This is a genomic window from Burkholderia pyrrocinia (assembly GCF_001028665.1).
GTDB lineage: Bacteria > Pseudomonadota > Gammaproteobacteria > Burkholderiales > Burkholderiaceae > Burkholderia > Burkholderia pyrrocinia.
Genome location: NZ_CP011503.1, coordinates 728,872 through 754,809 on the forward strand (window position 1 = coordinate 728,872; position 25,938 = coordinate 754,809).

25 protein-coding genes and 1 riboswitch are annotated in these 25,938 nt (G+C 68.2%); of the genes, 17 read left to right on the top strand and 8 right to left on the bottom strand.

Annotation, left to right across the window (positions count from 1 at the left end; translation table 11 throughout):
- Window positions 1–94 precede the first annotated feature (94 nt).
- The gene (locus ABD05_RS03395) at window positions 95–1,735 is read right to left on the bottom strand and encodes a gamma-glutamyltransferase family protein (RefSeq protein ID WP_047898956.1); all 1,641 of its coding nucleotides are present in this window, start codon (window positions 1,733–1,735) and stop codon (window positions 95–97) included.
- Window positions 1,736–1,949: 214 nt separating this feature from the next.
- On the opposite strand from ABD05_RS03395, the gene ABD05_RS03400 reads away from it, so the two are divergent.
- Window positions 1,950–2,729 (top strand): DeoR/GlpR family DNA-binding transcription regulator, encoded by a 780-nt coding sequence (locus tag ABD05_RS03400; RefSeq protein WP_040141834.1) that lies wholly within the window; start codon window positions 1,950–1,952, stop codon window positions 2,727–2,729.
- Window positions 2,730–3,032: 303 nt separating this feature from the next.
- Entirely contained in the window at window positions 3,033–3,230 is a 198-nt protein-coding gene (locus tag ABD05_RS03405; protein WP_006477892.1) for a hypothetical protein, read from the top strand.
- Window positions 3,231–3,356: 126 nt separating this feature from the next.
- Here the strand turns inward: ABD05_RS03405 and ABD05_RS03410 are convergent, their stop codons facing one another.
- Window positions 3,357–3,725 carry a hypothetical protein gene (locus ABD05_RS03410; RefSeq protein ID WP_047898957.1) on the bottom strand — a complete coding sequence of 123 codons (369 nt, stop codon included), beginning with the start codon at window positions 3,723–3,725 and terminating at the stop codon, window positions 3,357–3,359.
- 162 nt (window positions 3,726–3,887) lie between these two features.
- Between ABD05_RS03410 and glpD the strand changes: the two genes are divergently transcribed.
- From glpD to ABD05_RS03425, 3 genes are all read left to right on the top strand, one after another.
- On the top strand, window positions 3,888–5,411 hold the full coding sequence (gene glpD / locus ABD05_RS03415; protein WP_047898958.1) for a glycerol-3-phosphate dehydrogenase: 1,524 nt from the start codon (window positions 3,888–3,890) through the stop codon (window positions 5,409–5,411).
- Between the two features lie 105 nt (window positions 5,412–5,516).
- Window positions 5,517–7,019 carry a glycerol kinase GlpK gene (gene glpK, locus ABD05_RS03420; RefSeq protein WP_047898959.1) on the top strand — a complete coding sequence of 501 codons (1,503 nt, stop codon included), beginning with the start codon at window positions 5,517–5,519 and terminating at the stop codon, window positions 7,017–7,019.
- Window positions 7,020–7,100: 81 nt separating this feature from the next.
- Window positions 7,101–7,817, top strand: a complete 717-nt coding sequence (locus ABD05_RS03425) for an MIP/aquaporin family protein (protein WP_047898960.1) — start codon at window positions 7,101–7,103, stop codon at window positions 7,815–7,817.
- An 85-nt stretch (window positions 7,818–7,902) separates the two neighbouring features.
- Here the strand turns inward: ABD05_RS03425 and ABD05_RS03430 are convergent, their stop codons facing one another.
- From ABD05_RS03430 to ABD05_RS03440, 3 genes are read right to left on the bottom strand one after another with little or no spacing between them, the layout of a single operon-like run.
- Entirely contained in the window at window positions 7,903–9,150 is a 1,248-nt protein-coding gene (locus ABD05_RS03430) for an NAD(P)/FAD-dependent oxidoreductase (RefSeq protein ID WP_047898961.1), read from the bottom strand.
- Between the two features lie 4 nt (window positions 9,151–9,154).
- Window positions 9,155–9,463 carry a non-heme iron oxygenase ferredoxin subunit gene (locus ABD05_RS03435; RefSeq protein WP_047898962.1) on the bottom strand — a complete coding sequence of 103 codons (309 nt, stop codon included), beginning with the start codon at window positions 9,461–9,463 and terminating at the stop codon, window positions 9,155–9,157.
- 36 nt (window positions 9,464–9,499) lie between these two features.
- Window positions 9,500–10,582, bottom strand: a complete 1,083-nt coding sequence (locus tag ABD05_RS03440) for a fatty acid desaturase family protein (protein ID WP_047898963.1) — start codon at window positions 10,580–10,582, stop codon at window positions 9,500–9,502.
- A gap of 177 nt (window positions 10,583–10,759) precedes the next feature.
- On the opposite strand from ABD05_RS03440, the gene ABD05_RS03445 reads away from it, so the two are divergent.
- From ABD05_RS03445 to ABD05_RS03465, 5 genes are all read left to right on the top strand, one after another.
- Window positions 10,760–11,824, top strand: coding sequence for a LacI family DNA-binding transcriptional regulator (locus ABD05_RS03445; protein ID WP_047901055.1), 1,065 nt, complete (start codon window positions 10,760–10,762; stop codon window positions 11,822–11,824).
- Between the two features lie 144 nt (window positions 11,825–11,968).
- Entirely contained in the window at window positions 11,969–13,003 is a 1,035-nt protein-coding gene (locus ABD05_RS03450; protein WP_047898964.1) for a hypothetical protein, read from the top strand.
- Between the two features lie 39 nt (window positions 13,004–13,042).
- The gene (locus ABD05_RS03455) at window positions 13,043–13,870 is read left to right on the top strand and encodes a TIM barrel protein (protein WP_047898965.1); all 828 of its coding nucleotides are present in this window, start codon (window positions 13,043–13,045) and stop codon (window positions 13,868–13,870) included.
- A gap of 120 nt (window positions 13,871–13,990) precedes the next feature.
- Window positions 13,991–14,977 (top strand): inositol 2-dehydrogenase, encoded by a 987-nt coding sequence (gene iolG / locus ABD05_RS03460; protein WP_047898966.1) that lies wholly within the window; start codon window positions 13,991–13,993, stop codon window positions 14,975–14,977.
- A gap of 188 nt (window positions 14,978–15,165) precedes the next feature.
- Window positions 15,166–15,852, top strand: a complete 687-nt coding sequence (locus ABD05_RS03465; protein WP_047901056.1) for an HAD family hydrolase — start codon at window positions 15,166–15,168, stop codon at window positions 15,850–15,852.
- A gap of 91 nt (window positions 15,853–15,943) precedes the next feature.
- Here the strand turns inward: ABD05_RS03465 and ribB are convergent, their stop codons facing one another.
- The 3 genes from ribB to ABD05_RS03480 all read right to left on the bottom strand — a co-directional run bounded on the left by ribB (window position 15,944) and on the right by ABD05_RS03480 (window position 19,196).
- Window positions 15,944–16,654: a 3,4-dihydroxy-2-butanone-4-phosphate synthase gene (gene ribB, locus ABD05_RS03470; protein WP_047898967.1), complete on the bottom strand. Its 711-nt coding sequence runs from the start codon at window positions 16,652–16,654 to the stop codon at window positions 15,944–15,946.
- Between the two features lie 118 nt (window positions 16,655–16,772).
- A riboswitch (FMN riboswitch) is annotated at window positions 16,773–16,921 on the bottom strand.
- A gap of 186 nt (window positions 16,922–17,107) precedes the next feature.
- A complete protein-coding gene (locus ABD05_RS03475; RefSeq protein WP_047898968.1) occupies window positions 17,108–17,791 on the bottom strand; it encodes a helix-turn-helix domain-containing protein in 684 nt (227 codons plus the stop codon).
- A gap of 232 nt (window positions 17,792–18,023) precedes the next feature.
- The gene (locus ABD05_RS03480) at window positions 18,024–19,196 is read right to left on the bottom strand and encodes an MFS transporter (protein WP_047901057.1); all 1,173 of its coding nucleotides are present in this window, start codon (window positions 19,194–19,196) and stop codon (window positions 18,024–18,026) included.
- Window positions 19,197–19,342: 146 nt separating this feature from the next.
- Here ABD05_RS03480 and ABD05_RS03485 point away from each other — a divergent pair, with 146 nt between their 5' ends.
- From ABD05_RS03485 to ABD05_RS03510, 7 genes are all read left to right on the top strand, one after another.
- The gene (locus ABD05_RS03485; protein ID WP_047898969.1) at window positions 19,343–20,275 is read left to right on the top strand and encodes a LysR family transcriptional regulator; all 933 of its coding nucleotides are present in this window, start codon (window positions 19,343–19,345) and stop codon (window positions 20,273–20,275) included.
- A gap of 218 nt (window positions 20,276–20,493) precedes the next feature.
- The gene (gene miaB / locus ABD05_RS03490; RefSeq protein WP_047898970.1) at window positions 20,494–21,867 is read left to right on the top strand and encodes a tRNA (N6-isopentenyl adenosine(37)-C2)-methylthiotransferase MiaB; all 1,374 of its coding nucleotides are present in this window, start codon (window positions 20,494–20,496) and stop codon (window positions 21,865–21,867) included.
- A gap of 29 nt (window positions 21,868–21,896) precedes the next feature.
- Window positions 21,897–22,940, top strand: coding sequence for a PhoH family protein (locus ABD05_RS03495; RefSeq protein WP_047898971.1), 1,044 nt, complete (start codon window positions 21,897–21,899; stop codon window positions 22,938–22,940).
- A 142-nt stretch (window positions 22,941–23,082) separates the two neighbouring features.
- A complete protein-coding gene (ybeY, locus tag ABD05_RS03500) occupies window positions 23,083–23,859 on the top strand; it encodes an rRNA maturation RNase YbeY (RefSeq protein WP_047898972.1) in 777 nt (258 codons plus the stop codon).
- A gap of 12 nt (window positions 23,860–23,871) precedes the next feature.
- The gene (locus ABD05_RS03505; RefSeq protein ID WP_047898973.1) at window positions 23,872–24,504 is read left to right on the top strand and encodes a gamma-glutamylcyclotransferase; all 633 of its coding nucleotides are present in this window, start codon (window positions 23,872–23,874) and stop codon (window positions 24,502–24,504) included.
- Between the two features lie 70 nt (window positions 24,505–24,574).
- Entirely contained in the window at window positions 24,575–24,724 is a 150-nt protein-coding gene (locus ABD05_RS38555; protein ID WP_167347841.1) for a hypothetical protein, read from the top strand.
- Window positions 24,725–25,029: 305 nt separating this feature from the next.
- Complete coding sequence (locus ABD05_RS03510; RefSeq protein ID WP_047898974.1) at window positions 25,030–25,917, top strand: HlyC/CorC family transporter; 888 nt, start codon at window positions 25,030–25,032, stop codon at window positions 25,915–25,917.
- Window positions 25,918–25,938 lie beyond the last annotated feature (21 nt).

The window sequence follows — 25,938 nt, forward strand, 5'->3', positions numbered from 1 at the left end:
GAACCGCTTGCAGCCGTGCGATGGTACGGGCCGCACCAAACGAAAAGGGCGGCCGTTCGGCCGCCCGTCGAGCGCATGGAATGGAGGCGAACCGTCAGAAACCGGCCGCCAGACCGTCGCGCCGGCTGTCGCTCGCGGCGACGTAACCGCGCTCGCGATCGTCGCGATCGAGACGCCAGATGAACTGCCCCGAACCGAAATCCATGTAAGGATCGTCGATCGACTTGATCGTATGGCCGCGTGCGGCCAGCGCGTCGACGGTCGCGCGATTCATCGTCGCTTCGACGTCGAGCGTGAAGTCGCGGTTGACCTTCCAGCGCGGCGCATCGCATGCGGCCTGCGGCTGCTGCCCGTAGCCGAGCATCCGCACGACGGTCTGCAGGTGGCCCTGCGGCTGCATGTCGCCGCCCATCACGCCGAAGCTCATCACGGCCTCGGTGCGGCCGTCGACCTCCTCGGTGACGAACGCCGGGATGATCGTGTGGAACGGCCGCTTGCCGCCCGCGACGACGTTCGGCGAAGCCGGATCCATCGAGAAGCCGTGCCCGCGGTTCTGCAGCGCAATGCCGGTGCCGGGCACCACGAGCCCCGAACCGAAGCCCATGTAGTTCGACTGGATGAAGCTCACCATCATCCCGCGCTCGTCGGCCGCCGACAGGTAGATCGTGCCGCCCGAATGCGGACGGCCCGCGCCGAAGTGCGTCGCACGCGCGGGATCGATCTGCTTCGCGCGTTCGGCGAGATACGCATCGTCGAGCATCTGCTCGGGCGTGACTTCCATCGCGCGCGGATCGGCGACGTAACGATAGACATCCGCGAATGCGAGCTTCATCGCCTCGATCTGCAGATGCTGCGAGTCGACCGAATCGACCGGCCACTCGGTCACGCCCGCATGCTCGGCGATCCCGAGCGCGATCAGCGCGGCGATGCCCTGCCCGTTCGGCGGGATCTCGTGAATCGTGTGACGGCCGAAGCGCTTGCCGATCGGCTCGACCCATTCCGGCCGGTATGCGCGCAGGTCGGCTTCGGTCAGCGCGCCGCCGCCTTCGCGGGCGAACGCCGCGATGCGCTCGGCGAGCGCGCCTTCATAGAACGCACGGGCGCCGTCCTTCGCGAGCGTGCGCAGCGTCTGCGCATGGCCCGGCAGGCACATGCGTTCGCCGACGAGCGGTGCGCGGCCGCGCGGCATGAAGGTCTCCGCGAAGCCCGGCAGGCCCTGCAGCGCGGGCACCGCCGCCGCCCACTTGTGCGCGACGATCGGCGGCACCGCATAACCGCGCTCCGCGATCTCGATCGCCGGCTCGAGCAGGTCCGCGAACGGCAGCGAGCCGAACTTCGCGTGCAGCGCTTCCCAGCCCGCGATCACGCCCGGCACGGTGACGGTATCCCAGCCGCGCGTCGGCTTGTTCGCGATGCCGTGCGCGTCCTCGCCGTGGCGCTTGCGGAAATAGTCGACGTTCCACGCGGCCGGCGCGACGCCCGACGCGTTCAGCCCGGACAGCCGCTCGCCGTCCCATACGAGCGCGAATGCGTCGCCGCCGAGCCCGCACGACACGGGTTCGACGACGGTGATCGCGGCCGCGGCGGCCAGCGCCGCGTCGACCGCGTTGCCGCCTTTCCACAGCATCCGCAGCCCGGCCTGCGCGGCGAGCGGGTGCGACGTCGACACGACGTTGCGCGCGAATACCGGGATGCGGGTCGTCGGATACGGGTTGTGCCAGTTGAAGCCAGTCATCGGTGCCACCTCGTCGAAAGCTGAAATGAACGCGCGCCCGCTTGCGCAGGCAGTCCGCCATTGCAGCGCGATCAGCGCAATCGTACAAATTCATTTGTCACATGAATCCATGCGATTTCCGCATGAATTCCAGGCGACCGTGCCGGCCAGGCCGGCCGAACGCCGTTGCCGCCCTTACAATACCCGCTCCGTCTCACGACACGACCATCGAGCCATGACCCGAGATCCCCGCCTCACCCTCAACGCGCGCCAGCAGGAACTGCTCGAATGGGTGCAGCGCGACGGCTTCGTGACCGTCGACGATCTCGCCGCGCACTTCGCAGTGACGCCGCAGACGATCCGCCGCGACGTGAACTGGCTCGCCGACCTGAACCTGCTGCGCCGCTACCACGGCGGCGCGAGCCTGCCGACCAGCTCGGAGAACGTGTCGTACACGGCGCGCCAGCGGATGTTCCACGACGAGAAGCGGCGCATCGCGGCGCTCGCGGCGTCGCACATCCCCGACCAGGCGTCGCTGTTCATCAACCTCGGCACGACGACCGAGGAAGTCGCGCGCGCACTGAACCGCCACCACGGGCTGCACGTGATCACGAACAACCTGAACGTCGCGTCGATGATGAGCGGCTACCCCGACTGCGAAGTGCTGATCACGGGCGGCATCGTGCGGCCGTGGGACAAGGGCATCGTCGGCGAGCTCGCGATCGACTTCATCCGCCAGTTCAAGGTCGACTACGCGATCATCGGCACGTCGGCGATCGAGGCCGACGGCACGCTGCGCGACTTCGACACGCGCGAGGTGCGCGTCGCCGAGGCGATCATGCAGCATGCGCGCACGGTCTACCTCGTGGCCGACCATTCGAAGGTCGGCCGCCCGGCGCTGGTGCGCCAGGGCCACCTGAGCCAGGTGCACGCGCTCTTCACCGACAAGCCGCTGCCGCCGGAGATGGCCGACACGGTGGCGGCCGCCGGCACCCAGGTGTACGTCGCGGAATGACGGCAGCGATGCTGCACCGCACCCGAAACTTCAAGTGAAATCAAGAAGTTGGCGCCGCGAGCGGACCGCTTGCGGTGCATTCTTCTGTCAAACGGAAAATTAACGGGGCACGATTTGTCGTTGCCTGCGTGCTCGACTAGACTCCAGTTCCCCGGTCCGTTTGCCCGACCGCCTGTGCCAGGGCGTGAGCGAACACTTCAGGGCCGGCGAATACAGCTTTCCCCCCAAGCCATACCCCCCGGGGTATCGTGCGTCGGCGTTTGCGCCGGCCGCGCGGGCAGACCGGATGCCATGGAGAGAACGATGCTGAGTCCGCATGAATTCGCCACGCTATTGCTTGTGAAGGACGCGCCTGACCAGCGCGATATGGATCGGGATGAACTGGACATCCTGCTCGAACAGCAGCTCGTCCGCCTGGAAGGGCTCGGCTCGGGGCGCAAATACTGCGTGACCGAGACCGGCGACGCCGCACTGCGATCCATCAAGTACCGCTATTCCTGAAGCCCCGTTGTTCCTGACCTGACCGCGCGGCCGGATTCCCGGCCCGTTGTTCCTGACCTGACCGTGCGGCCGGACTCCCGGCCGCACGGTCGTTTTCGCTTCCCCGTCCGTTCGCCGCAGCCGGCTTCAGCCGCCGCGCAGCGTCGGATCGACCGCCGCCCGCCAACTGATGGCCTGCGCGCGCGCACCGTTGAAATACGCGATCCAGCCGGCGCGCGCCGCCGCGTCGGGCGCCGCATAGTGCGTCGAAAGTTCGTTTACGAACGTGCAATAGTTCGCTTCGGTCAGCCCGCGATACCGTTTCGCCACGTACGCGTCGTACAGCGTCGAGTAGACCGGCTGCGCATCCGCGCCCCAGTCGCGCGCGGTGCCGCCGCACGACGCCTGCAGGTCGGCGAACGACGGCGCCCGCCAGTTGCCGGCGAGCGGCGGCGTGCCGGCGCTGCACCCCGCCAGAAGGACGGCGCATAAGCCGGCCCACATCCCAATACGCATGATTCACCTCGCGAAACGGTCGATTTCGCCAGTATCGTCCGGGATCTCGTCGCGCGCTACTGGCCCCGCTTTATCGAACTTTACTTTTTCGATTTCGTTCGTTAAATTTCGAATTCGAACATTTTGTGTTCAACCATTTCCATCAGACGATAAGGACAGCAGGTGACCCAACCGAATCGCTACGATCTGCTCGTCGTCGGCGGCGGCATCAACGGCGCGGGGATCGCGCGCGATGCGGCCGGCCGTGGCCTGTCGGTCATGCTCTGCGAGCAGGACGATCTCGCGTCGCACACGTCGTCGTCCAGCACGAAGCTGATTCACGGCGGCCTGCGCTATCTCGAGTACAACGAGTTCGGGCTCGTACGCAAGGCGCTGCAGGAGCGCGAGACGCTGCTGCGCGCGGCGCCGCACATCATGTGGCCGCTGCGCTTCGTGATGCCGCACATGCCGAACCTGCGGCCGGCCTGGCTGATCCGCATCGGCCTGTTCCTCTACGATCACCTCGCGAAACGCGAATTGCTGCCCGGCTCGCGCGGCATCGACATGCGCCGCCATGCGGCCGGCGCGCCGCTGATCGACTCGATCAAGCGCGGCTTCGTGTATTCGGACGGCTGGGTCGACGACGCGCGCCTCGTGGTGCTGAACGCAATGGATGCGAAGGAGCGCGGCGCCGAGATCCTCACGCGCACTAAGCTGGTATCCGCCGAACGCCGCGGCGACGAATGGGAAGCGCGGCTGCAGCACGCCGACGGTTCGATCCGCGTCGTGCATGCGCGCGCGATCGCGAACGCGGCCGGCCCGTGGGTCGGTGACGTGCTGCACGGCGCGCTCGGCCGCGGCGCGCAGCACAGCGTGCGGCTCGTGAAGGGCAGCCACATCATCACGCGCCGCCTGTTCGATCACGATCACGCGTACATCTTCCAGAACCCGGACAAGCGGATCATCTTCGCGATTCCGTACGAACACGACTTCACGCTGATCGGCACGACCGACGTCGAATACACGAACGATCCCGCGAAGGTCGCGATCGATCGCGACGAGACGCAGTACCTGTGCGATTCGATCAACCGCTACTTCAAGCGCAAGATCTCGCCGGCCGACGTTCACTGGACCTATTCGGGCGTGCGCCCGCTGCTGGAAGACGAGAACGCGGCGAACGCATCGGCCGTCACGCGCGACTACCGCCTCGAGCTGGACGACGGCGCCGGCGCGCCGCTGCTGTCGGTGTTCGGCGGCAAGATCACGACGTTCCGCAAGCTCGCGGAAGAAGCCGGCGACATGCTGTGCCGCGCGCTCGGCAACGACGCGACAACCTGGACGGCCGGCGTCGCGCTGCCGGGCGGCGACATCGCGAACGCAAAGTTCGACGTGTTCGCCGACACGTTCGCGAAACGTCATCCGTGGCTGCCGGCCGCACTCGCCCGTCGTTATGCGCGCGCCTACGGCACGCGCGCGGAACGCGTGGTCGATGGCGCGAAGTCGCTCGCCGATCTCGGCACCGAAATCGCGCCGGGCATCCACGACGCCGAACTGCGCTACCTGCGCGACGCCGAATGGGCGACCTGCGCGCAGGACGTGCTGTGGCGCCGCTCGAAGCTCGGCCTGCACGTCACGCCGGGCACGCTCGATGCCGTGACGGCCGCGGTCGACGCGTGGTTCGCCGCCGCGCACGCGCCGCACGCCTGATCCGAATGCAGTTGCAGTTGTCTTACCGACGTTGACTCACCGACGCGCCGCTCCACATGCGGCGCGCATCACAACTAAGCCAATCCACGGATGGAGATGAGAGACATGCAGGAACAGTACATCCTCGCGCTTGACCAGGGCACCACAAGTTCCCGCGCGATGCTGTTCGATCGCCAGGGCAATATCGTGTCGATCGCGCAGAAGGAATTCGAGCAGATCTACCCGCAACCCGGCTGGGTCGAGCACGACCCGCAGGAAATCTGGTCGACGCAAGCCGGCGTCGCCGCGGAAGCCGTCACGCGCACGGGCCTGAACGGTACGTCGATCGCAGCGATCGGCATCACCAACCAGCGCGAGACGACGATCGTCTGGGATCGCGAGACGGGCCAGCCCGTCTACAACGCGATCGTCTGGCAGGATCGCCGCACGGCCGATTTCTGCGACTCGCTGAAGCAGCAGGGTCTCGAAGCGAAGGTGCGCGCGAAGACCGGCCTGCCGATCGACTCGTACTTCTCCGCGACGAAGATCCGCTGGATCCTCGACAACGTACCGGGCGCGCGCGACAAGGCACGCCAGGGCAAGCTCGCATTCGGCACCGTCGACAGCTGGCTCGTGTGGAACTTCACGAAGCACGAACTGCATGTGACCGACGTGACGAACGCATCGCGCACGATGCTGTTCAACATCCATACGCGCGAGTGGGACAACGAGCTGCTCGAACTGCTCGACATCCCGCGCAGCATGCTGCCGGAAGTGAAGGCGTCGTCGGAAATCTACGGCTACACGAAGACGACCGTGTTCGCATCGAAGATCCCGCTCGCGGGCATCGCGGGCGACCAGCAGGCCGCGCTGTTCGGCCAGATGTGCACCACGTCGGGCATGGTGAAGAACACCTACGGCACCGGTTGCTTCCTGATGATGAACACCGGCAACAAGCCGATCGAGTCGAAGAACAACCTCGTCACGACGATCGCATGGCAGATCGGCGACGACGTGCAGTACGCGTTCGAAGGCAGCATCTTCATCGCGGGCGCAGTGGTGCAGTGGCTTCGCGACGGCGTCGGCATCATCAAGACGGCCGCGGAAATCGAAGCGCTCGCCGCGAGCGTGCCGCACACCGACGGCGTCTATCTCGTGCCTGCGTTCGCCGGCCTCGGCGCACCGCACTGGAACGCGCGGGCGCGCGGTTCGGTGTTCGGCGTCACGCGCGGCACGACGTCCGCGCACCTCGCGCGCGCGGCGCTCGATGCGATCGCTTACCAGTCGCTCGACGTGCTGGCCGCGATGGAAGCCGATTCGGGCATCAGCATCGGCGAGCTGCGCGTCGACGGCGGCGCGAGCGCGAACGACCTGCTGATGCAGTTCCAGGCCGACTTGCTCGGCGTCGACGCGGTGCGTCCGCAGATCACCGAGACGACCGCGCTCGGCGCGGCCTACCTCGCTGGCCTCGCGATCGGCTACTGGAAGAACCTCGACGAAGTGCGCGACCAGTGGCAGCTCGACCGCCGCTTCTCGCCGTCGATGCCGAAGGAGCAGGTCGAACGCTGCATGGCCGGCTGGCAGCGTGCGGTGCGCGCCGCGAAGTCGTGGGCCGACGACACCCAGTAATCGTCAGCCCTCCGGACGAAATACAACAACACCGGCGGACCGCGCAGCGCGCGAGTCCGCCGCGACATTCGAGAGACAACCATGTCACCTTATATTGCAGAATTCATCGGCACAGCGATCCTCGTGCTGCTCGGCAACGGCGCGGTTGCAAACGTGCTGCTTGCGAAGACCAAGGGCAAGGGCGCGGACCTGATCGTGATCGTGTGGGGCTGGGCGATGGCCGTATTCGTCGCCGTCTACGTGACCGCATCGTTCAGCGGCGCGCACCTGAACCCGATCGTGACGATCAGCCTCGCGCTCGCGGGCAAGTTCGCGTGGTCGAAGGTCGGCGGCTATATCCTCGCGCAGATGCTCGGCGGGATGGCGGGCGCGCTGCTCGTATGGCTCACGTATCGCCAGCACTTCGCGAAGGAAGCCGATGCGGACCTGAAGCTCGCGGTGTTCTGCACGGCGCCCGCGATCCGCAGCGTCCGGCACAACGTGCTGACCGAGGCGATCTGCACGTTCGTGCTGATCCTCGGCGTGCTGTATCTCGCGTCGCCGCAGGTCGGCCTCGGCGCGCTCGACGCGCTGCCCGTCGGCCTGCTCGTGCTCGGCATCGGCATCTCCCTCGGCGGCCCGACCGGCTACGCGATGAGCCCCGCGCGCGACCTCGGGCCGCGCCTCATGCATGCACTGCTGCCGATTCCCGGCAAGCGCGACAGCGACTGGCGCTATGCGTGGATTCCGGTGGTCGGCCCGCTGATCGGCGGCTCGCTCGCAGCCGTGCTCTATCTGCAACTGCACGTGCCGCACTGACGCGGCCCGCCGCATCGACGAAGCAATACAGCCCGCGTGCCGAAAGGCCGCGGGCTGTTTTTCATCGGGCGTTGCGCCTACCCGCCTACGCGCCGGCTGTCGACAACAGCGACTTCAGTTTCACGTTCGCATCGGCGACCATCGCGGGCACCACCACGGCACCGCATTCGACCAGCCGCCTCGCCAGCTTCATCTCCTTGACGAATCCGGACGCGCGGCCGAAGCCGCTCGCCGCGACGAGCCGTCCGCCACCGTCGAAATGGAAATGGATTTCGGCGTCGCCATCGAGCCGGCGCGCGACCGCCCGCTCGCCGAGCGCCGGCTCCCCGGCCACCTGCAACTGCGCGTCGTACTGATCCGACCAGAACCACGGTATCTCGCGGTATGGGTCGTCGGCGCCGAGCATGTTGCGCGCGGCGGCGTGCGCCTGGGTCTCCGCGCCGTGCCACGTCTCCTGCCGGACCGGTCGCCCCGACAACGCACTCGGAAACACCGCGACGTCGCCGGCCGCATAGATGCCGCGCGCCGACGTCTCCAGCCGCGCGTTCACGACGATGCCGCGATCGACCGCGAGGCCCGCGTCGCGTGCCAGTTCGTCGGACGGTTCGATACCGATGCCGGCCACGACCGTATCGGCGATCAGCGTGCCGCCGTCGTCTAGCATGACGGCCAGCGCGCCGCTCGAGGTCCGCTCGATCGCAACGGGCTTCCGGTTCACGCGGATCGCCACGCCCTGCTCCTCGTGAAGCGCCTGCACGCGCGCCGCGATCGTCTCCGGCACCGCTCGCCCGAGCACGCGCGGCGCGGCGTCGAGCACAGTTACGCGACAGCCACGCAGCCGCGCCGACGCCGCGACTTCGAGACCGATGAAGCCGCCGCCGATCAGCACGATCCGCGCGTCGGGCACGAGCCGCGCACCGAGCGCCGCCGCGTCGTCGAGCGTGCGCAATGCAAACACGCCGTCGAGCGCCGCGCCCGGAATCGCGAGGCGGCGTGCGCGAGCGCCGGTCGCGAGCAGCAGCGCGTCGTAGCCGAACACCCGAGCGCCGGACACGTGCACTTCGCGTGCGTGCGGATCGATGCGCTCGACCGTCGCGACGATCGGCTCGATGCCGTCGGCCGCCCATGCGTGCGGCTCGCGCAACCGGCACTGCGCCGTGCTGCACTCGCCCGTCAGCACGCCCTTCGACAACGGCGGCCGCTCGTACGGCAGGTGCGCCTCCGCGCCGATCAGCACGATGCGCCCGCGCCAGCCCGACTCGCGCAGCACCTGCGCCGCGCGGCCGCCCGCATGGCCCGCACCGACGATCGCCATCACACGCTCGTTCGCCATCGCGTCACACCTCGATCAGGATCCGGCCGCCTTCGATCTTCGCGCGGTAGGTGCGCAGCTTCTCGCACGCGGGTGCGGACAGCGGCCGGCCGTCGCGCACGTCGAAGCGCCCGTTGTGCTTCGGGCATTCGATCACATGGCCCATCACGAGCCCGTCCGCGAGATGCACGCGCTCGTGCGTGCACAGGCCGTCGCTTGCATAAACCTCGCCGTCGATCCGGTAGATCGCGTACGTGCGGCCTGCGTGGTCGAAGCGCGCGACGTCTTCGTCGTCGATGTCGTCGAGCGCGCCGGTGTCGATCCATTGCGTCATGATGCGTGTCTCCGTGATTGGGTGGTTCGATGGCGGTCACGCGCGCGTCGTGTCCGGCACGGGCCGCACGACGTGATGGGACGGGTCGCGCGTCTGCCGGACCAGCGCCGGCACGATCTCCGCATACGCGGCGAGCGTGCTGCGGTACGGCGGCGGCATGTCGGCCCTGACGGCTTCGTGCAGTTTCGGCAGCGCGTGGAACGGCACCATCGGGAACATGTGGTGCTCGACGTGGTAGTTCATGTTCCAGTACAGGAAGCGGAACACGGGATTCATCATCACGGTGCGGCAATTACGCCGGTGATCGAGCACGTTCTCGGGCATGCCCGCGTGCTGCGTGAGGCCGAAGTACACGTACAGCCACGCGCCGTAGAGGCTCGGCAGCCCGATGTAGAGCAGCGGCAGGAGCGTGTGCCGGTACAGCGACGCACCGGCCACGAGCGCATAGACCGCCAGATGGATGCGCGACTCGCGCACGACCTTCGGCCATTCCGATTCGGGCACGTAGGTGCGCTCGTCGTCGTCGAGCCGGCCGGTGAACGCGGCCGCGATCATCTTGCGCAGCTCGCCGGCCACATGCTTCAGCGCGACGACGTTCAGCGCGAGCGCGAGCCAGTCGGTCGGCTTCGGCGCGGCGATTTCCGGATCGCGCCCGACGACCAGCGTGTCGGTGTGATGGCGCGCATGGCTCCAGCGCCACGCCGTCGCGCGGCGGAACACCTGGAACGACGCGACCTGGTACAGCGCGTCGTTCATCCAGCGCGTGCGGAACGCGGTGCCGTGCCCGCATTCGTGCCAGCGCGAGTCGGCCGGGCTGCAGTAGAGCGTGCCGTACACGAAGAACGCGGGAATGGCCCACGCCGAATGCGCGCGCCACGCAAGCCACGCGAGCGCGCCGCTGGCCGCGATCGCCGCGTACCAGATCAGCGTGTCGCGGATCGCACGCGCGTCGCCGCGCTGCATCAGCTGCTTCATCAGCGGTCGCGGCACCGCGCACCGGTACCACTCGGCATTGACGAGCCCCGCCGCGCACGCACGCTCGCCGGCGCCGCCGATCATTCGGTATTCCTGACGGCGCGCCGCCGTGCGATCGTGCGCCTGGTCGTCGGTATGGGCCACTCGTGTCTCCTGGTTTGCTTGTGCGCGGGAAGCGCGGCAAGCGCTTCGGCATGGAATCAAAATTAGGCGCCCCGCCGCCCCCGCTCAATCGAAACGTTGACGAAATTTCGCCATCGTTTTAGCGTTCCCGACAGCGCCACGCACCCGATGATGGCGACCACGACGATGGAGACGACCATGGCAGGTGAATCCGGGCCGCGCTGGCGCAAGCGCACCGCGCGCTTCGACGAGATCGCGGCGCTCGCCGGCGTCAGCACGACCACCGTCGACCGCGTGCTGAACGAGCGCGGCAGCGTCTCGGCGCAGGCGCGCGAACGCGTGGTCGCGGCGGCGCGGCAGCTCGGCGTGCCGCGTCAGCTGCCCGACACGCGGCACGGGCTGATCCACGTCGACGTGCTGCTGCCGGACACCGACGCGCCGTTCTTCCGGCGGCTGCAGCAGGCGCTGCAGCGCTCGCTGCAGATGCTCGACCGGCGCGTGGTCGTGCACCGGACGATCCTGCCCGCGGCGGACGACGAACGCGCCGCCACGCTGATCGAACGGCCCGCATACCGGCGCGCGGCGCTGATCGTCACGGCACGCGACACGGCCCGCGTGCGCGACGCGCTGGCCGGCGCGATCGCGCGCGGCGAGACCGTCGTCACGATGGTCACCGACATCGGCGGCATCGACCGCGTGCACTACGCAGGCATCGACAACTACCGCGCCGGACGCACGGCCGGCTACTACGTCGGCCGCCTGGCGGCACGCCCCGGCCGCGTGCTGCTGCTCGGCGGCCGCATGGGCTACCGCGCGCACGCCGACCGGATGGCCGGCTGCCGCGACCAGCTCGCCGACGCGTTCGCCGCGCTGCGCTGCGACGCCGAACCGGTCGAGACGCTCGACCAGGACGACCGCTGCTACCGCGCGGTGACGAAGGCACTGCAGGCGCACGACGACGTGGTCGCGATCTACAACAGCGGCGCCGGCTCGGCCGGCATCGAAGCGGCGCTGCGCAAGGCCGGCGCGGCCGGGCGTATCGTCTGGATCGGGCACGAGATGCTCGACGAGCACCGCAGCTTCATCGAGGCCGGCGCGATGGATCTCGCGATCGACCAGGATCCGGACGGACAGGCGATTTCCGCGCTGCAGCACGTGCTGCATGCGTGCGGGATCGTCGAACAGCCGCCGCCCGGCGACCCGGTCGAATTCCGGGTGTTCTGTGCGGCGAACGTGAGGACGAGCGCCTACCTGCAGCCCTGAATGTCGCCGCGCCTCATGCCGCACGCGCGAGGCGGAAAAATCGACCGTCGCATTGGCGATTTTTCGTCAACGTTCGTCATGCAGCCCGCGCGACGCGTCCGTACATTGAGCAGCCATCCCCACGACAACAACGGACAGGAGACGATGGCTGAACCGATCCTCATCGGCGTGAACCTCGACGGCGTGCTCGAACACGACGGCCTGCCGGTGCCCGCGCCGGCCGAACGCTTCCGGATGGTCGCCGACGCCGGCGTGTTCGACTACATCGAAAAGAACCCGGAGCGCGGCGAGGATCTGTCGCCGTATTTCGCGCTGGTCGAACGCCACGCGCTGCCGATTCGCGTGATCGGCGGCATCTGGCGTGCTGGCCATGACGAACCGCATGTCGCCGAAATCATCGATGCCGGCGCGCGGTTCGGCAGCACGGTGCTCAACTGCCAGCTCTACGCACATCACGCGGACGGCCATCCGCTGTCGGACCGCGAAGTCGCCGATTTCTACCTGCGCATGTACGAACGCGGCGAGCCGGTCGGCTGCCTGCCGAGCCTCGAAGTGCACGTCGACATGTGGAGCGAGGATTTCGCGCGCGTCGCACGTGTCGCGCAGCATGTCGAGCAGGCCGGTGCGCCGTTCCGGATCACGCTCGATCATTCGCACCTGCTGTTCAAGATCGGCAATCGCGCCGAACTCGACGCATCGGGCATTCGCGAATCGACCGACAACGGCAGCCTGATGCTCGACCCTGCGTCGCCTGAAACCTTCTACGCCGACTGGATCGCGCGCGGCTGGGTCCGGCATGCGCATGCGCGCAGCGTGATTCCGAACAATCCCGAGAACCGCTGGATGCGCCGCGCGGACGGCAGGCCCGGCCGCGGCATCCAGTATCCGTTCGTCGCGCCGGCACCGGGCGCCTGGCACGGCGAATGGCACGCAGCGGCGCTCGACACGTGGAAGGCCGCACTGCGCCAGTTGCTGCAATCGCAGGTTCACGCGCGGCCGAATCGGCTCGAACAGATCAGTTGCGAGTTCATCCCGTTTCCCGATTACGGCGGCGGCGCACGCTATTCGATCTTCGACAACAACGTCGCGTGCGCACACTGGCTGCGCGACACGTGGCACGCACTCGCCGCGCCGCCGGCAAACCTGCCGGGCGGCGGCATCGCTCGCACCGGCACCTGATTCGCACCCCGCCCCCACTCGACACGCAAGGACAGAACGATGACGCAAGCATTCCACTTTTCGCTGAACCGGATGAGCGCGCCGCGCCTGCCGCTCGACCGCTATGTCGCGCTGTGCCGGCGCCTCGGCATCGACACGATCGAGATCCGCAACGACCTCGACGGCGTCGAGATCGCCGACGGCACGCCGGCCGCCGCCGTGCGCGCGACGGCCGAAGCCGGCGGCGTGACGATCCTGACGATCAACGCGCTGCAGCGCTTCGAGCAATGGAACGCCGAGCGCGCGGACGAAGCGACCGTGCTGGCCGACTACGCGGCGCAATGCGGCGCACGCGCGCTGGTGCTGTGCCCGACCAACAGCCGCGGCGACGCACGCGGCGCGGACGTGCGCCATGCGGATCTCGTGAAGGCGCTGAAGGCGCTCAGGCCGATCCTCGAAGCGCGCGGCCTGCTCGGCTTCATCGAGCCGCTCGGTTTCGAGGAATGCGCGCTGCGCCGCAAGTCGGATGCGGTGAAAGGGATCTACGACGCGGCCGGCGAACAGGTTTTCCGGCTCGTACACGACACGTTCCACCATCACCTGTCGGGCGAGGACATCTTCTTCCCGAACCTGACGGGCCTCGTGCACATCTCGGGCGTAGACGAAGACGACCTGCCGGTCGACCGGATGCGCGACGGCCATCGCGTGCTGGTCGGCGGCGCCGACCGGCTCGGCAACATCCGGCAGTTGCGCGAACTGCTCGCGCGCGGCTACCGCGGCGCATTCTCGTTCGAGCCGTTCGCGAACGAAATCGCCGAGGCCGACGACATCGAAGACCGGCTGCGCGCGAGCATCGACTACGTGCGGCGCGAACTGGCGGATTGCTGAGCGTCGCTGCCGTGCACGGCCGGCGTGACGACTAGTGAACGTGACGAAGCGTGCGGCAAAGCACTCGATATGCGCACGCCCGACAGGAAGACAACGGACTCAACGGAAGAGGAAAACAGGATGATCGAATTCGCTTTGTTCGGCGCGGGAAGAATCGGCAAGATCCATGCGGCGAATCTGGCGCGCCACCCGGGCGCGAAGCTGAAGTACGTGATCGACCGGCAAGCGCCGTCGGCCGAAGCGCTTGCACACGCGCACGGCGCGCAAGTCACCGACATCGAGCGCGCGCTCGGCGACGCGGCCGTGCAGGCGGTCGTGATCGCGTCGAGCACCGACACGCATGCGGACCTGATCGTCGCGGCGGCGAACGCAGGCAAGGCCGTGTTCTGCGAGAAGCCGGTCGACCTGACCGTCGAGCGCTCGCGCGAATGCGCGGACGTCGTGCGGCGCACCGGCGTGACCTGCATGATCGGTTTCCAGCGCCGCTTCGACCCGACGTTCGCCGCGCTGAAGGCACGCGTCGAGCGCGGCGAGATCGGCGCACCGGAGATGCTGGTCGTCACGAGCCGCGACCCGGGTGCGCCGCCCGTCGACTACATCCGCAGCTCGGGCGGCATCTTCAAGGACATGCTGATCCACGACTTCGACGTGTTCCGCTGGATCCTCGGCGACGAAGCGCAGACGCTGCACGCGACCGGCAGTTGCCTGACCGACCCGGCCGTGCTCGATGCCGGCGACATCGATTCGACCGCGGTGACGATCCGCACGCGGCGCGGGCTGCTGTGCCAGATCAACACGTCGCGCCGCGCGGCCTACGGCTACGACCAGCGCTTCGAGCTGCTCGGCAGCAACGGGATGCTGCAGGCCGGCAACGTGCGGCCGACCGAGGTGAGCGCGTGGCTGGCCGGCGGCATCGCGACGGACGTGCCGGAGCCGTTCTTCCTCGAGCGCTACCGGCATGCGTACGCGGCGGAGATCGCGCACTTCGTCGACGCGCTGCGCGACGGCACGCCGGTCAGGACGACGATCGACGACGGGCTCGCCGCGCTCGAGCTGGCCGAGGCCGCGATGACGTCGTGGAAAACGGGGCGCGTGATCGAGATGTGACGCAAACGATGGCGGCCCGTGCAAGCGGGCCGCCGCCGTCGCGCGATCGGTGGCGACACACCGGTACGACGGGCTGCGACGCCGCGGCCGCATCGGGCAAATTTGCCGAAACGTCGCGCGGCAAGCACGCGAAAGCACGTATGATGGCGAATCGATCGGCGTCGCCGATATCCCGCTTTTTCACCATCATGCTCGATCACCTCATCTGCGACTGCGACGGCGTGCTCGTCGACAGCGAAGTCATCGCCGACCGCGTACTGCTTGAAACGCTGACCGCCACCTTCCCGCACATCGATTTCGAAGCCGCCGCGAAGTCGGCGTTCGGCCAGCAGACGTCGCGTTTCCTGTCGGGGCTCGAATCCCGCTTCGGGGTCGAGATGCCGGCCAACTTCATCGAGACCGTCGAGCACAACATCGAGATCGCGCTGGCGCAATCGCTCGCGCCGATCACCGGCGTGCGCGACGCACTGCTGAAGGTCAGCCTGCCGGCCGCCGTCGTGTCCAACAGCCGGCTCGTGCGCGTGCGCAACTCGCTGAAGCGCGCGTCGCTCACCGAGATCTTCGGCGAGCGCGTGTTCAGTTCCGAGCAGGTATCGCGGCCGAAGCCCTACCCCGACGTCTACCTGCATGCGGCGCACACGCTCGGCGTGGCGCCGGCGCGCTGCATCGTCGTCGAGGACAGCGTATCGGGGTTGAATGCCGCACGCGCGGCAGGAATGAAGACGATCGCATTCGTCGGCGCGAGCCACATCCCGGACAACTATGCGGACGCGCTGCGCGCGATGGGCATCACGCGAATCATGCGCAGGATGGACGAACTGCCGGCGCTCGTCGAAGCCGGCATGCGCGGCGAATTCGGCGACGTGCAGTCCTGACTTTCATTCAGGCCGGGTCAGGCCGACCCGGCGTGTGATGGTTCACGCACGCCAGGTCAAGGGCGCGCGAACGCGCCCGCTCATGCCACCCTCAAGCCGGTTCGCAGCAACGCTCGCGCGCAGCCGCCAGCGCCTCGCGGAATTCGACGAGTTCCGCGATCGTCAGCATCGGCAACCCGTGCTGTTGCGCGAAACGCTCGACGTCGTCGCCGCGCGTCATCGTGCCGTCCGGATTCATCAGCTCGCACAGCACGCCGGCCGGCTTCAGGCCCGCGAGGATCGACAGGTCGACCGTACCTTCGGTGTGACCGCGGCGCGCCAGCACGCCGCCTGGTTGCGCACGCAACGGAAACACGTGGCCCGGACGCACGATGTCGTGCGGCTTCGCATTGTCTGCGATCGCCGCGCGGATCGTCGTCACGCGGTCGGCCGCCGATACGCCCGTATGCACGCCTTCGCGCGCCTCGATCGAGACGGTGAACGCGGTGCCGTTGCGGCTCTCGTTGGTCTGCACCATCGGCGGCAGTTCGAGCGCGCGCACCGTGTCGTCGGTCAGGCACAGGCACACGATGCCGCTGCACTCGCGGATCAGCAGCGCCATCGTCTCGGGCGTGATGCGCTCGGCGGCGACGATCAGGTCGGCCTCGTTCTCGCGGTCGTGATCATCCTGCAGCACGACCGCGCGGCCTGCGCGCATCGCTTCGAGCGCAGCGGCAATGCGCGGCGGCACCGGTTCGGAATCCAGCAACGGGAGATCGGCAAAGGCGTCGGCGGGTGCCGACGAAACGGACATCAAGGACATGTGAAACGCTCCTCGCAAATACGATTTGGGCGAAAAACGTTTCAGGGCATTGCAAACAGACAGAACGACAACCCGCTTCGCACGCATCGCGAAGCGGCCCTGGCGGACATGACTATCTGCACATCTTCTCTCATCCGGACTGTGACCGTCGGCTCTGGCATTCGACCAGATCTGCTGACCCCGCGCGGTTGCGCGGGCGCTCGCGGGCTCGCCGGCTTACGCCAGCCTACCGCCGGTGGGGAATCTCGCCCCGCCCTGAAGACGCACTGATTGCCGGATGGGGGCTGCCCATCAACGGCGGGCCAAGCATACAACAGCCGCGCACGTCGCGCAGCGAACCACACCTGAAACCTTACTGACGACTCCGTCTAACGGCATCGTCCAAACGGCCGACGGTCGCGCCGCGATCCCGCCCGATATGGGGACGGCAACCGCGCCGTGCGGCCCGCACGATCAGCCGGCCGCGTGCGCCGCGTCAGGCACGAGCCAGCGCGGCGGCACTTCGGGGCTCACCGTCACGCGGAACGCGCGCGCTTCGCTGTCGCCCGGGTTGCGCAGGCTGTACGGCTGGTCGGCATCGAACACGATCGCGTCGCCGGTCGCGAGCAACTGGCGGCGGTCATGCACGCTGACTTCGAGCGTGCCCTCGCTGACGACGAGGTTGACCGTCGTGCCGGGCGCGCGGTGCGTGCCGGGCTCCGTATGCAGCGGTGCGATCCGCAACTCGTGGAACTCGGCCGCGGCCGGCTCGCCTTCCGGGTACAGCGCACGTGCCGAGAAACGGCCGTTCGAGCTGACGACGCGCGACGCGCGCTCGGCCGCCAGGTGCTCGAAACCGTTCACCGCATGGCGGCGCAGGAATGCGGCGACCGACACCTTCAGCGCCGCGGCGATCTTGCAGAGCACCTTGATCGACGGCACGCTGCGCGCCGACTCGATCTGCGCGAGCATCGCGCGCGACACGCCGGACAGCCGCGCGAGCGCATCGAGCGACAGTTGCCGCTCGGCGCGCAACCGCGCGAGGTTCACGCCGACGACCTGCTCGAGAAGGTCGAGCGACGCGGACGTCCGCGCGTCGGCGGCATCGCCGGACTCGAAGGAGGACACATCGCGCACCAGCGCCAGGGGTGAAGACATAGCATTGCCTCCGGGCCGCTGCGCGGCCCTGCGTATGGGGTAAGCCGGGATCGGAATCGGGTTGCGCCAGCAACGGCGCGTATCGAGACGCTATCACCCGACCTTGCGCGGGCAAACGAAGTTATCTTCACACCGTTATCAGCATCGCGGAGGAATGCGTTTCTCGCGAACCTTTTCCTGCCGCTATGGCGTCGCTGTCACGTCACTATCGCGACGCTCATTACGCCACTCATTACGCCGCCGGCGCCGCACCGCGTGCCGGCGCCCGCGCGTCGAGCCGCATTGCGAGCCACGTGACGACGAGCGCCGCGAACGTCACCGCGACGGCGACCCACGGCAGCGCATCGAGCGCGAAGCCGTGTTCCAGCGCGAGGCCGCCGAGCCACGCGCCGCCCGCATTGCCGACGTTGAACGCGCCGATATTGAGCGTCGACGCGAGATGCGGCGCGCTCGCGGCCTTCTCGACCACGCGCGCCTGCAGCGGCGGCACCGTCGCGAACGCGGCGATCCCCCACACGAATACGGTGACGGCGGCCGCGACCGGCAGGTGGCTCGTCTTCGCGAACACGGCCATCACCGCCATCAGCACGACGAGGATCGCGATCAGCGACGGCATCAGCGCGCGGTCGGCGAGCTTGCCCCCGATCGTATTGCCGATCGTCAGCCCCGCGCCGAACAGCACGAGGATCAGCGCGACCGAGCGCGGCGCGTAGCCCGACACGGTCTCGAGAATCGGCGCGATATACGTGAACACGACGAACACGCCGCCGAAGCCGAGCACCGTCATCAGCAGCGCGAGCCATACCTGCGGCTCCTTCAGCACGCGCACCTCGTGGCCCAGGCCGACCGGCCCGCTGTCGTGGCGGTTCGGCACCAGCGCGGCGACACCGCCGAGCGCCAGCACGCCGAGCGCGGCGACGATCCAGAACGACGCGCGCCAGCCGAGCAACTGGCCCACGAACGTGCCGAACGGCACGCCGAGCACATTCGACAGCGTGAGCCCCGTGAACATCAGCGCGATCGCGCTCGCCCGCTTGTCGGCCGGCACGAGCGACGCGGCGACCACCGCGCCGATCCCGAAGAACGAACCGTGCGCAAACGACGTGACGACGCGCGCGACCATCAGCATCGCGTAGCCGGACGCGGTGGCGCACAGCACGTTGCCGACGATGAAGATCGCCATCAGCAACTGCAGCGCGGCCTTGCGCGGCATGCGGCTCGTCAGCACCGCGAGCAGCGGCGCGCCGACCGCGACGCCTAGCGCGTAACCCGTGACGAGCAGGCCGGCCGACGGCAGCGACACGGCGAGATCGTGCGCGACTTCGGGCAGCAGGCCCATGATGATGAATTCGGTGGTGCCGATGGCGAACGCGCTGATCGCGAGCGCCAGTAACGGAATGGGCATGACGTTCTCCGGAAGGCGGCGGACGCGGCGCCCGGTCGGTGCCGCACCGCACAAGAAGCGGGATGTGCGCGCATTGTCCCGAAGACGCCTATATTTGATAATTGGCGTGGCATTTGAACCATTTTCAAAAGATTCTGGAAAATCGCATGGATCGACTGGGCGACATCCGGCTGTTCGTCGAGGCGGCGGAACTGGGCAGCCTGTCCGCGGCCGGGCGCAAGCTGAACCTCACGCCGGCCGCCGCGAGCGCGCGCCTCGCAAAGCTCGAGGCGAAGACCGCTACACGGCTTTTCGAACGCTCGACGCGGCAGTTGCGGCTCACCGACGAGGGCCGGCTGTACCTGAACTGCTGCCGCCAGGCGCTGCAGGCGCTCGACGACGCGGACGCGATGCTGCAGGAAGGCCGCAACGTCGTCCGCGGCAAGGTCCGGCTGTCGTCGACGTCCGATTTCGGCCGCAACCAGTTGCTCGACTGGCTCGACGAATTCACGACGCGCCATCCGGACGTCACGTTCTCGCTGACGGCGTCCGATTCGTCGTCGAACCTGTGGCAGGACGAGATCGACCTCGCGATCCGCTTCGCCGCGCCGCCCGACGGCGCGCTGATCGCCCGCCGGCTCGCGACGAACCGGCGCGTACTGTGCGCGGCGCCGTCGTTCGTCGAGCGCCACGGCATGCCGGCCGACCCGCACGATCTGGCCCGCTTTCCGTGCAACGTGATCACGATCGCGTCCGGGCCGATGAGCGTCTGGCACTTCACGCGCGGCGACGAGGTGCAGATCCACCGGGTGCCGGTCGCGACCGCGTTCGAGACCAACGACGGCGGCCTCACGCGCGAATGGACGCTGCGCGGCCACGGCATTGCGCTGAAATCGCTGTGGGACATCGCCGACGACGTCCGCGCGGGCCGGCTGCGCGTGCTGCGGCCCGACTGGAGGCACCAGGACGCGCCGCTTCATGCGATCTACCACAGCAAGCGCTACATGGCGCCGCGCGTACGCGTGCTGCTCGACTTTCTCGCCGAACGCTTCGCGCAAGAGGAAGCCGCGCTCGACGACCTGCTGAACGCGTGCCGCTGATGGCCAGCCAGCGCGCCGCCGTTCAAGGGTCGGAACGCGGCGATCGACGTCGCGCGGCCGCAACCCGCCGCCCGCCCGGGGCAGCGTGAAAAGCTATAATGGAAGGCTTTCCCGACGGCTTTTCATGCTTGATGCGCGCAACCTGCGTGCAGCGCACGGCCGTCCCGATTCACTCTTGACGACGCCCCCAGGTCAACCACTGCGAACGGCGAATCCCCATGACCAAGAAAGTTTACGTAAAGACCTTCGGCTGCCAGATGAACGAGTACGACTCGGACAAGATGGTGGACGTGCTCAATGCCGCCGAAGGCCTCGAGAAGACCGACACGCCCGAAGACGCGGACATCATCCTGTTCAACACGTGCTCGGTGCGTGAAAAGGCGCAGGAGAAGGTGTTCTCCGATCTCGGCCGCGTGCGCGAGCTGAAGGAAGCGAAGCCCGGCCTGCTGATCGGCGTCGGCGGCTGCGTCGCGAGCCAGGAAGGCGCGTCGATCGTGTCGCGCGCGCCGTACGTCGACCTCGTGTTCGGCCCGCAGACGCTGCACCGCCTGCCGCAGATGATCGACGCGCGCCGCGCGAGCGGCCGCGCGCAGGTCGACATCACGTTCCCCGAAATCGAGAAGTTCGACCACCTGCCGCCCGCGCGCGTCGAGGGGCCGAGCGCGTTCGTATCGATCATGGAAGGCTGCTCGAAGTACTGCAGCTACTGCGTGGTGCCGTACACGCGCGGCGACGAAGTGTCGCGCCCGCTCGACGACGTGCTGACCGAAGTGGCCGGCCTCGCCGACCAGGGCGTGCGCGAAGTCACGCTGCTCGGCCAGAACGTGAACGCGTATCGCGGCGCGCTGACGGCCGGCGCGGCCGAGATCGCCGATTTCGCGACGCTGATCGAATACGTCGCCGACATCCCCGGCATCGAGCGGATCCGCTACACGACGTCGCACCCGAAGGAATTCACGCAGCGCCTGATCGACACCTACGCGAAGGTGCCGAAGCTCGTGAGCCACCTGCACCTGCCCGTCCAGCACGGCTCCGACCGCATCCTGATGGCGATGAAGCGCGGCTATACGGTGCTCGAGTACAAATCGGTGATCCGCAAGCTGCGTGCGATCCGCCCCGACCTGTCGCTGTCGACCGACATGATCGTCGGCTTCCCCGGCGAGACCGAGGAGGATTTCGACAAGATGATGGCGCTCGTGCACGAGATGAGCTACGACACGAGCTTCTCGTTCATCTACAGCCCGCGCCCCGGCACGCCGGCCGCGAACCTGCACGACGACACGCCGCGCGAAGTGAAGCTCAAACGCCTGCAACATCTGCAGGCGACCATCGAGGAAAACGTCGCGCGCATCAGCCAGTCGATGGTCGGGAAGGTCGAGCGGATCCTCGTCGAGGGCCCGTCGCGCAAGGACCCGAACGAACTCGCGGGCCGCACCGAGAACAACCGGGTCGTGAATTTCCCGGCGCCGCTCGCGTCGCACCCGCGCCTGATCGGCCAGATGATCGACGTGAAGATCAACCATGCGTACCCGCACTCGCTGCGCGGCGAGCTCGTGCTCGTCAGCGACGACGCGAGCGCGGCCACCCACTGACCGACGCATCACCGGAGCCCGACGCCACTTTGAAGACCGCCCAACCCCTGGAATTCATCGCGCCGCGCGACGACAACGCGCGCCTCGCCAATCTCTGCGGCCCGCTCGACGAAAACCTGCGGCAGATCGAACAGGCACTCGACGTCACGCTCGCGCGGCGCGGCCACCGGATCACGATCCGCGGGCGCGGCGCCAAGCTCGCGCTCGCGGCGCTCGACAACTTCTACAACCGTGCGCGCGATCCGCTGTCGGTCGACGACATCCAGCTCGCGCTGGTCGAAGTGCGCCACACCTCCGGCAACGGCCGCGAGAACACGCTCGACGTGCGCTTCCGCGGCGACCCCGACCATCCGTTCGACGAGCCTGTCGTGCAGCTCGACGACGAGGCGCTCGAAGAGCAGGGACCGAAGCTCTACACGCGGCGCGCCGACCTGCGCGGCCGCACGCCTGCGCAGCGCGAATACCTGAAGCAGATCCTGTCGCACGACGTCACGCTCGGCATCGGGCCGGCCGGCACCGGCAAGACCTACCTCGCGGTCGCGTGCGCGGTCGACGCGCTCGAGCGCGACCAGGTCAAGCGGATCGTGCTGACGCGCCCGGCCGTCGAGGCCGGCGAGCGGCTCGGCTTCCTGCCGGGCGACCTCGCGCAGAAGGTCGACCCGTACCTGCGTCCGCTGTACGACGCGCTGTACGACCTGCTCGGCTTCGACAAGACCGCGAAGATGTTCGAGCGCCAGATGATCGAGATCGCGCCGCTCGCGTACATGCGCGGCCGCACGCTGAACCATGCGTTCATCATCCTCGACGAGGCGCAGAACACGACGCCCGAGCAGATGAAGATGTTCCTCACGCGGATCGGCTTCGGCTCGAAGGCGGTCGTGACCGGCGACACGAGCCAGGTCGACCTGCCGCGCGGCCACAAGAGCGGCCTCGTCGAGGCGCAGCAGGTACTCGGCGGCGTGCGCGGCATCGCGCTCACGCGCTTCACGAGCGCGGACGTCGTGCGCCATCCGCTCGTCGCGCGCATCGTCGAGGCGTACGACGAATTCCACGCGCAGCATCAGGACGGCTGACCGGCCGGCGGCGCCCGCGCGCTGCCCCGGCATCCCGGCCCGGCCCGCCAGACGGCGCACCGGGCTTTTTTTCACCCGCGCGAATTCGGGTGCGATCGGCCGTTTGGTGTATCCTCAACGCGTCCCAATCGCCGCACGCGTCATGAAATCCTCCCGTTCTCGCAAGTCCGGGCGCGCCCAGTCCGCCGCGCCCGAATCCCCCCGTCTTTCGCTGTTCGATGCGAAGGGCAAGGCCCGCACCGTCAACGCGCAGGGGCTGCGAATCGACTTCCCGGATGGCCGCAGCCTGATGTTCGACCTGTCGGGCAGCTCGGGGGAAGCAGCCGTCGCGATCGTCGCGCAGCACAACGACCCGGCGATGCGCGCGAAGCTCGCGCTGCAGCCCGAGCACTACGACAGCGTGACGCTGCACGTGGGCGCCGAGCCCGCGCCGCGCGAAGATGAAATCGAAGACGCATTGCGCGAGCCGGAACTCGACCTGTCCGTGCAGTACGGCGACGAAATCACGAGCGACGTGCGCAAGGCGCTGCCCAAGCGCAAGCTGATCGCCGAATGGATCGAGCCGGCGCTGTTCGCCGGCGCGCAGCTCACCGTGCGCTTCGTCGGCGAAAACGAAGGCCGCACGCTGAACGCCGGCTACCGCCACAAGGACTACCCGACCAACGTGCTGACCTTCGCGTACGACGCGGCGCCCGACGGCACCGTGATCGGCGACCTGGTGCTGTGCTGCCCGGTCGTCGAGAAGGAAGCGCACGACCAGGGCAAGCCGCTCACGGCCCATTACGCGCACCTGCTGGTGCACGGCGCGCTGCACGCGCAGGGCTACGACCACGAGACGAGCGACGAGGACGCGGCCGAAATGGAAGCGCTCGAAGTCGACATCCTCGCGAAGCTGGGCTTCCCGAATCCGTACCAGTAAGTCGGCCGCACGATGCGCAACGCCGCGATGCTCCCGCCCGCCTACCCGCCGTCGATCGGCGACGGGCGGCTGCTGACGGAAGACGAGCTCGCGGCGTCGCTCGCGCACACGATGCGCGACTGGGACGGCCGGCAGGACCTCTGGCTGTTCGGCTATGGCTCGCTGATCTGGAACCCGGGGCTGCCGACCGTCGCCGCCGTGCGCGGCAAGGTGCACGGCTACCATCGCGGACTCTACCTGTGGTCGCGCGTGAACCGCGGCACGCCTGAACATCCGGGCCTCGTGCTCGCGCTCGATCGCGGCGGTTCGTGCTCGGGCATCGCGTTCCGGCTCGCGGGCCCGACCGCGCAGCCGCACCTCGAAACGCTGTGGAAGCGCGAGATGCCGATGGGTTCGTACCGGCCCGCGTGGCTGCCATGCTCGCTCGAGAACGGCGAACGCGTGAACGCGCTCGCGTTCGTGATGCGCCGCGACGCGCCGACCTATACGGGCAAGCTGTCCGACCCCGTCGTGAAGGAAGTGTTCGGTTGCGCGGCCGGCCGCTACGGCACGACGCTCGACTACGTAAGCCGCACGGTCGACGCGCTGCGCGCGAGCGGCATTCCCGATCGCGCGCTGGAAGGGCTGCTCGCGCGATGCCGGTGACGCAACGCGACACCCGGCTTGCCGCCACGCGAAGCCGCGCCGCCCGCTCATTCGAACAAGGACGCTACCGATGAAACCTTCACGCTGGTCGCGCTGCAAGCTCGCCGCGCTGCTCGTCGCCGCGAGCGTCGCGCTGTCCGGCTGCGGGATATTCGGCTGCGGCGGCGCCGCGAGCAACGGCGGGGCAGCCGGCGGCTGCTCGGCCGGCATGCGGTTCTGAGCCGCGCGCCTGGCGCGATCGCATGCGGCAGATTGCCGCCGGCACCGACCGGCCGGCCGGTCGCCTTCCCGCGTCGCGCCTGCCCGCCCTTTCCACACCCGTTTTTTGCCGCGGGTGCGCCGCCGCCCTTTTCTGAGATAGGATGGACACGAGGACGTTGTCGCGCCCGGCGCGGCCGTCCGCGAGCGGGGCCCGCGCGGGCTCACCCTGGCCGTGCGGCCGGGGTGACACGGTCGCGTCGTGCCCTTGGTGTATCCTTGCCTACTCCGTGACAGCGCGCCCCGGCATGACCCGGGCGCACCACCATGAACGATTCGTATCCCAGTCGTAAGCCAACCGACAAACCGCAAGAAAAGCGCTCGCTCCTCGAGCGCCTGACCGACTTCATCTCGCCCGAGCCCGAATCCCGCGGCGAGCTGCTGGAAATCCTCCAGGACGCCCACGAACGCAACCTGATCGACGCCGATTCGCTGTCGATGATCGAAGGCGTGTTCCAGGTATCCGACCTGTGCGCCCGCGACATCATGGTCCCGCGCGCGCAGATGGACGCGATCAACATCGCCGACAAACCCGAAGATTTCATCCCGTTCGTCCTCGAAAAGGCGCACTCGCGCTACCCGGTGTTCGAGGAAAACCGCGACAACGTGATCGGCGTGCTGCTCGCGAAGGATCTGCTGCGCTTCTACGCCGAAGAAGAGTTCGACGTGCGCGGGATGCTGCGCCCGGCCGTGTTCATTCCCGAATCGAAGCGCCTGAACGTGCTGCTGCACGACTTCCGCGTGAACCGCAACCACCTCGCGATCGTCGTCGACGAATACGGCGGCGTCGCGGGCCTGATCACGATCGAGGATGTGCTCGAACAGATCGTCGGCGACATCGAGGACGAATACGACTTCGACGAGGAAGCCGGCAACATCATCGCGGGGCCGGACGGCCGCTACCGCGTGCGTGCGCTCACCGAGATCGAACAGTTCAACGAGGCGTTCGGCACCGATTTCCCCGACGACGAAGTCGATACGATCGGCGGCCTGATCACCCATCATTTCGGACGCGTGCCGCACCGCGGCGAGAAGCTGCAGCTCGGCAACCTCGTGTTCGAGATCCAGCGCGGCGATGCGCGCCAGGTTCATGTGCTGCTGGTGCGCCGCAATCCGCACACCAGCCGTCGCGCCGAAACCTCGCACGAGGACTGACCGTCCCGCGCCAGCCGCGTC

What these genes read in the sequence shown, in the direction of transcription:
- ABD05_RS03395 (WP_047898956.1), bottom strand. Translation starts at nt 1,735, where the DNA reads ATGACTGGCTTCAACTGGCACAACCCGTATCCGACGACCCGCATCCCG.
- ABD05_RS03400 (WP_040141834.1), top strand. Translation starts at nt 1,950, where the DNA reads ATGACCCGAGATCCCCGCCTCACCCTCAACGCGCGCCAGCAGGAACTG.
- ABD05_RS03405 (WP_006477892.1), top strand. Translation starts at nt 3,033, where the DNA reads ATGCTGAGTCCGCATGAATTCGCCACGCTATTGCTTGTGAAGGACGCG.
- ABD05_RS03410 (WP_047898957.1), bottom strand. Translation starts at nt 3,725, where the DNA reads ATGCGTATTGGGATGTGGGCCGGCTTATGCGCCGTCCTTCTGGCGGGG.
- glpK (WP_047898959.1), top strand. Translation starts at nt 5,517, where the DNA reads ATGCAGGAACAGTACATCCTCGCGCTTGACCAGGGCACCACAAGTTCC.
- ABD05_RS03425 (WP_047898960.1), top strand. Translation starts at nt 7,101, where the DNA reads ATGTCACCTTATATTGCAGAATTCATCGGCACAGCGATCCTCGTGCTG.
- ABD05_RS03430 (WP_047898961.1), bottom strand. Translation starts at nt 9,150, where the DNA reads ATGGCGAACGAGCGTGTGATGGCGATCGTCGGTGCGGGCCATGCGGGC.
- ABD05_RS03435 (WP_047898962.1), bottom strand. Translation starts at nt 9,463, where the DNA reads ATGACGCAATGGATCGACACCGGCGCGCTCGACGACATCGACGACGAA.
- ABD05_RS03445 (WP_047901055.1), top strand. Translation starts at nt 10,760, where the DNA reads ATGGCAGGTGAATCCGGGCCGCGCTGGCGCAAGCGCACCGCGCGCTTC.
- ABD05_RS03450 (WP_047898964.1), top strand. Translation starts at nt 11,969, where the DNA reads ATGGCTGAACCGATCCTCATCGGCGTGAACCTCGACGGCGTGCTCGAA.
- ABD05_RS03455 (WP_047898965.1), top strand. Translation starts at nt 13,043, where the DNA reads ATGACGCAAGCATTCCACTTTTCGCTGAACCGGATGAGCGCGCCGCGC.
- iolG (WP_047898966.1), top strand. Translation starts at nt 13,991, where the DNA reads ATGATCGAATTCGCTTTGTTCGGCGCGGGAAGAATCGGCAAGATCCAT.
- ABD05_RS03465 (WP_047901056.1), top strand. Translation starts at nt 15,166, where the DNA reads ATGCTCGATCACCTCATCTGCGACTGCGACGGCGTGCTCGTCGACAGC.
- ribB (WP_047898967.1), bottom strand. Translation starts at nt 16,654, where the DNA reads ATGTCCTTGATGTCCGTTTCGTCGGCACCCGCCGACGCCTTTGCCGAT.
- ABD05_RS03475 (WP_047898968.1), bottom strand. Translation starts at nt 17,791, where the DNA reads ATGTCTTCACCCCTGGCGCTGGTGCGCGATGTGTCCTCCTTCGAGTCC.
- ABD05_RS03480 (WP_047901057.1), bottom strand. Translation starts at nt 19,196, where the DNA reads ATGCCCATTCCGTTACTGGCGCTCGCGATCAGCGCGTTCGCCATCGGC.
- ABD05_RS03485 (WP_047898969.1), top strand. Translation starts at nt 19,343, where the DNA reads ATGGATCGACTGGGCGACATCCGGCTGTTCGTCGAGGCGGCGGAACTG.
- miaB (WP_047898970.1), top strand. Translation starts at nt 20,494, where the DNA reads ATGACCAAGAAAGTTTACGTAAAGACCTTCGGCTGCCAGATGAACGAG.
- ybeY (WP_047898972.1), top strand. Translation starts at nt 23,083, where the DNA reads ATGAAATCCTCCCGTTCTCGCAAGTCCGGGCGCGCCCAGTCCGCCGCG.
- ABD05_RS03505 (WP_047898973.1), top strand. Translation starts at nt 23,872, where the DNA reads ATGCGCAACGCCGCGATGCTCCCGCCCGCCTACCCGCCGTCGATCGGC.
- ABD05_RS38555 (WP_167347841.1), top strand. Translation starts at nt 24,575, where the DNA reads ATGAAACCTTCACGCTGGTCGCGCTGCAAGCTCGCCGCGCTGCTCGTC.
- ABD05_RS03510 (WP_047898974.1), top strand. Translation starts at nt 25,030, where the DNA reads ATGAACGATTCGTATCCCAGTCGTAAGCCAACCGACAAACCGCAAGAA.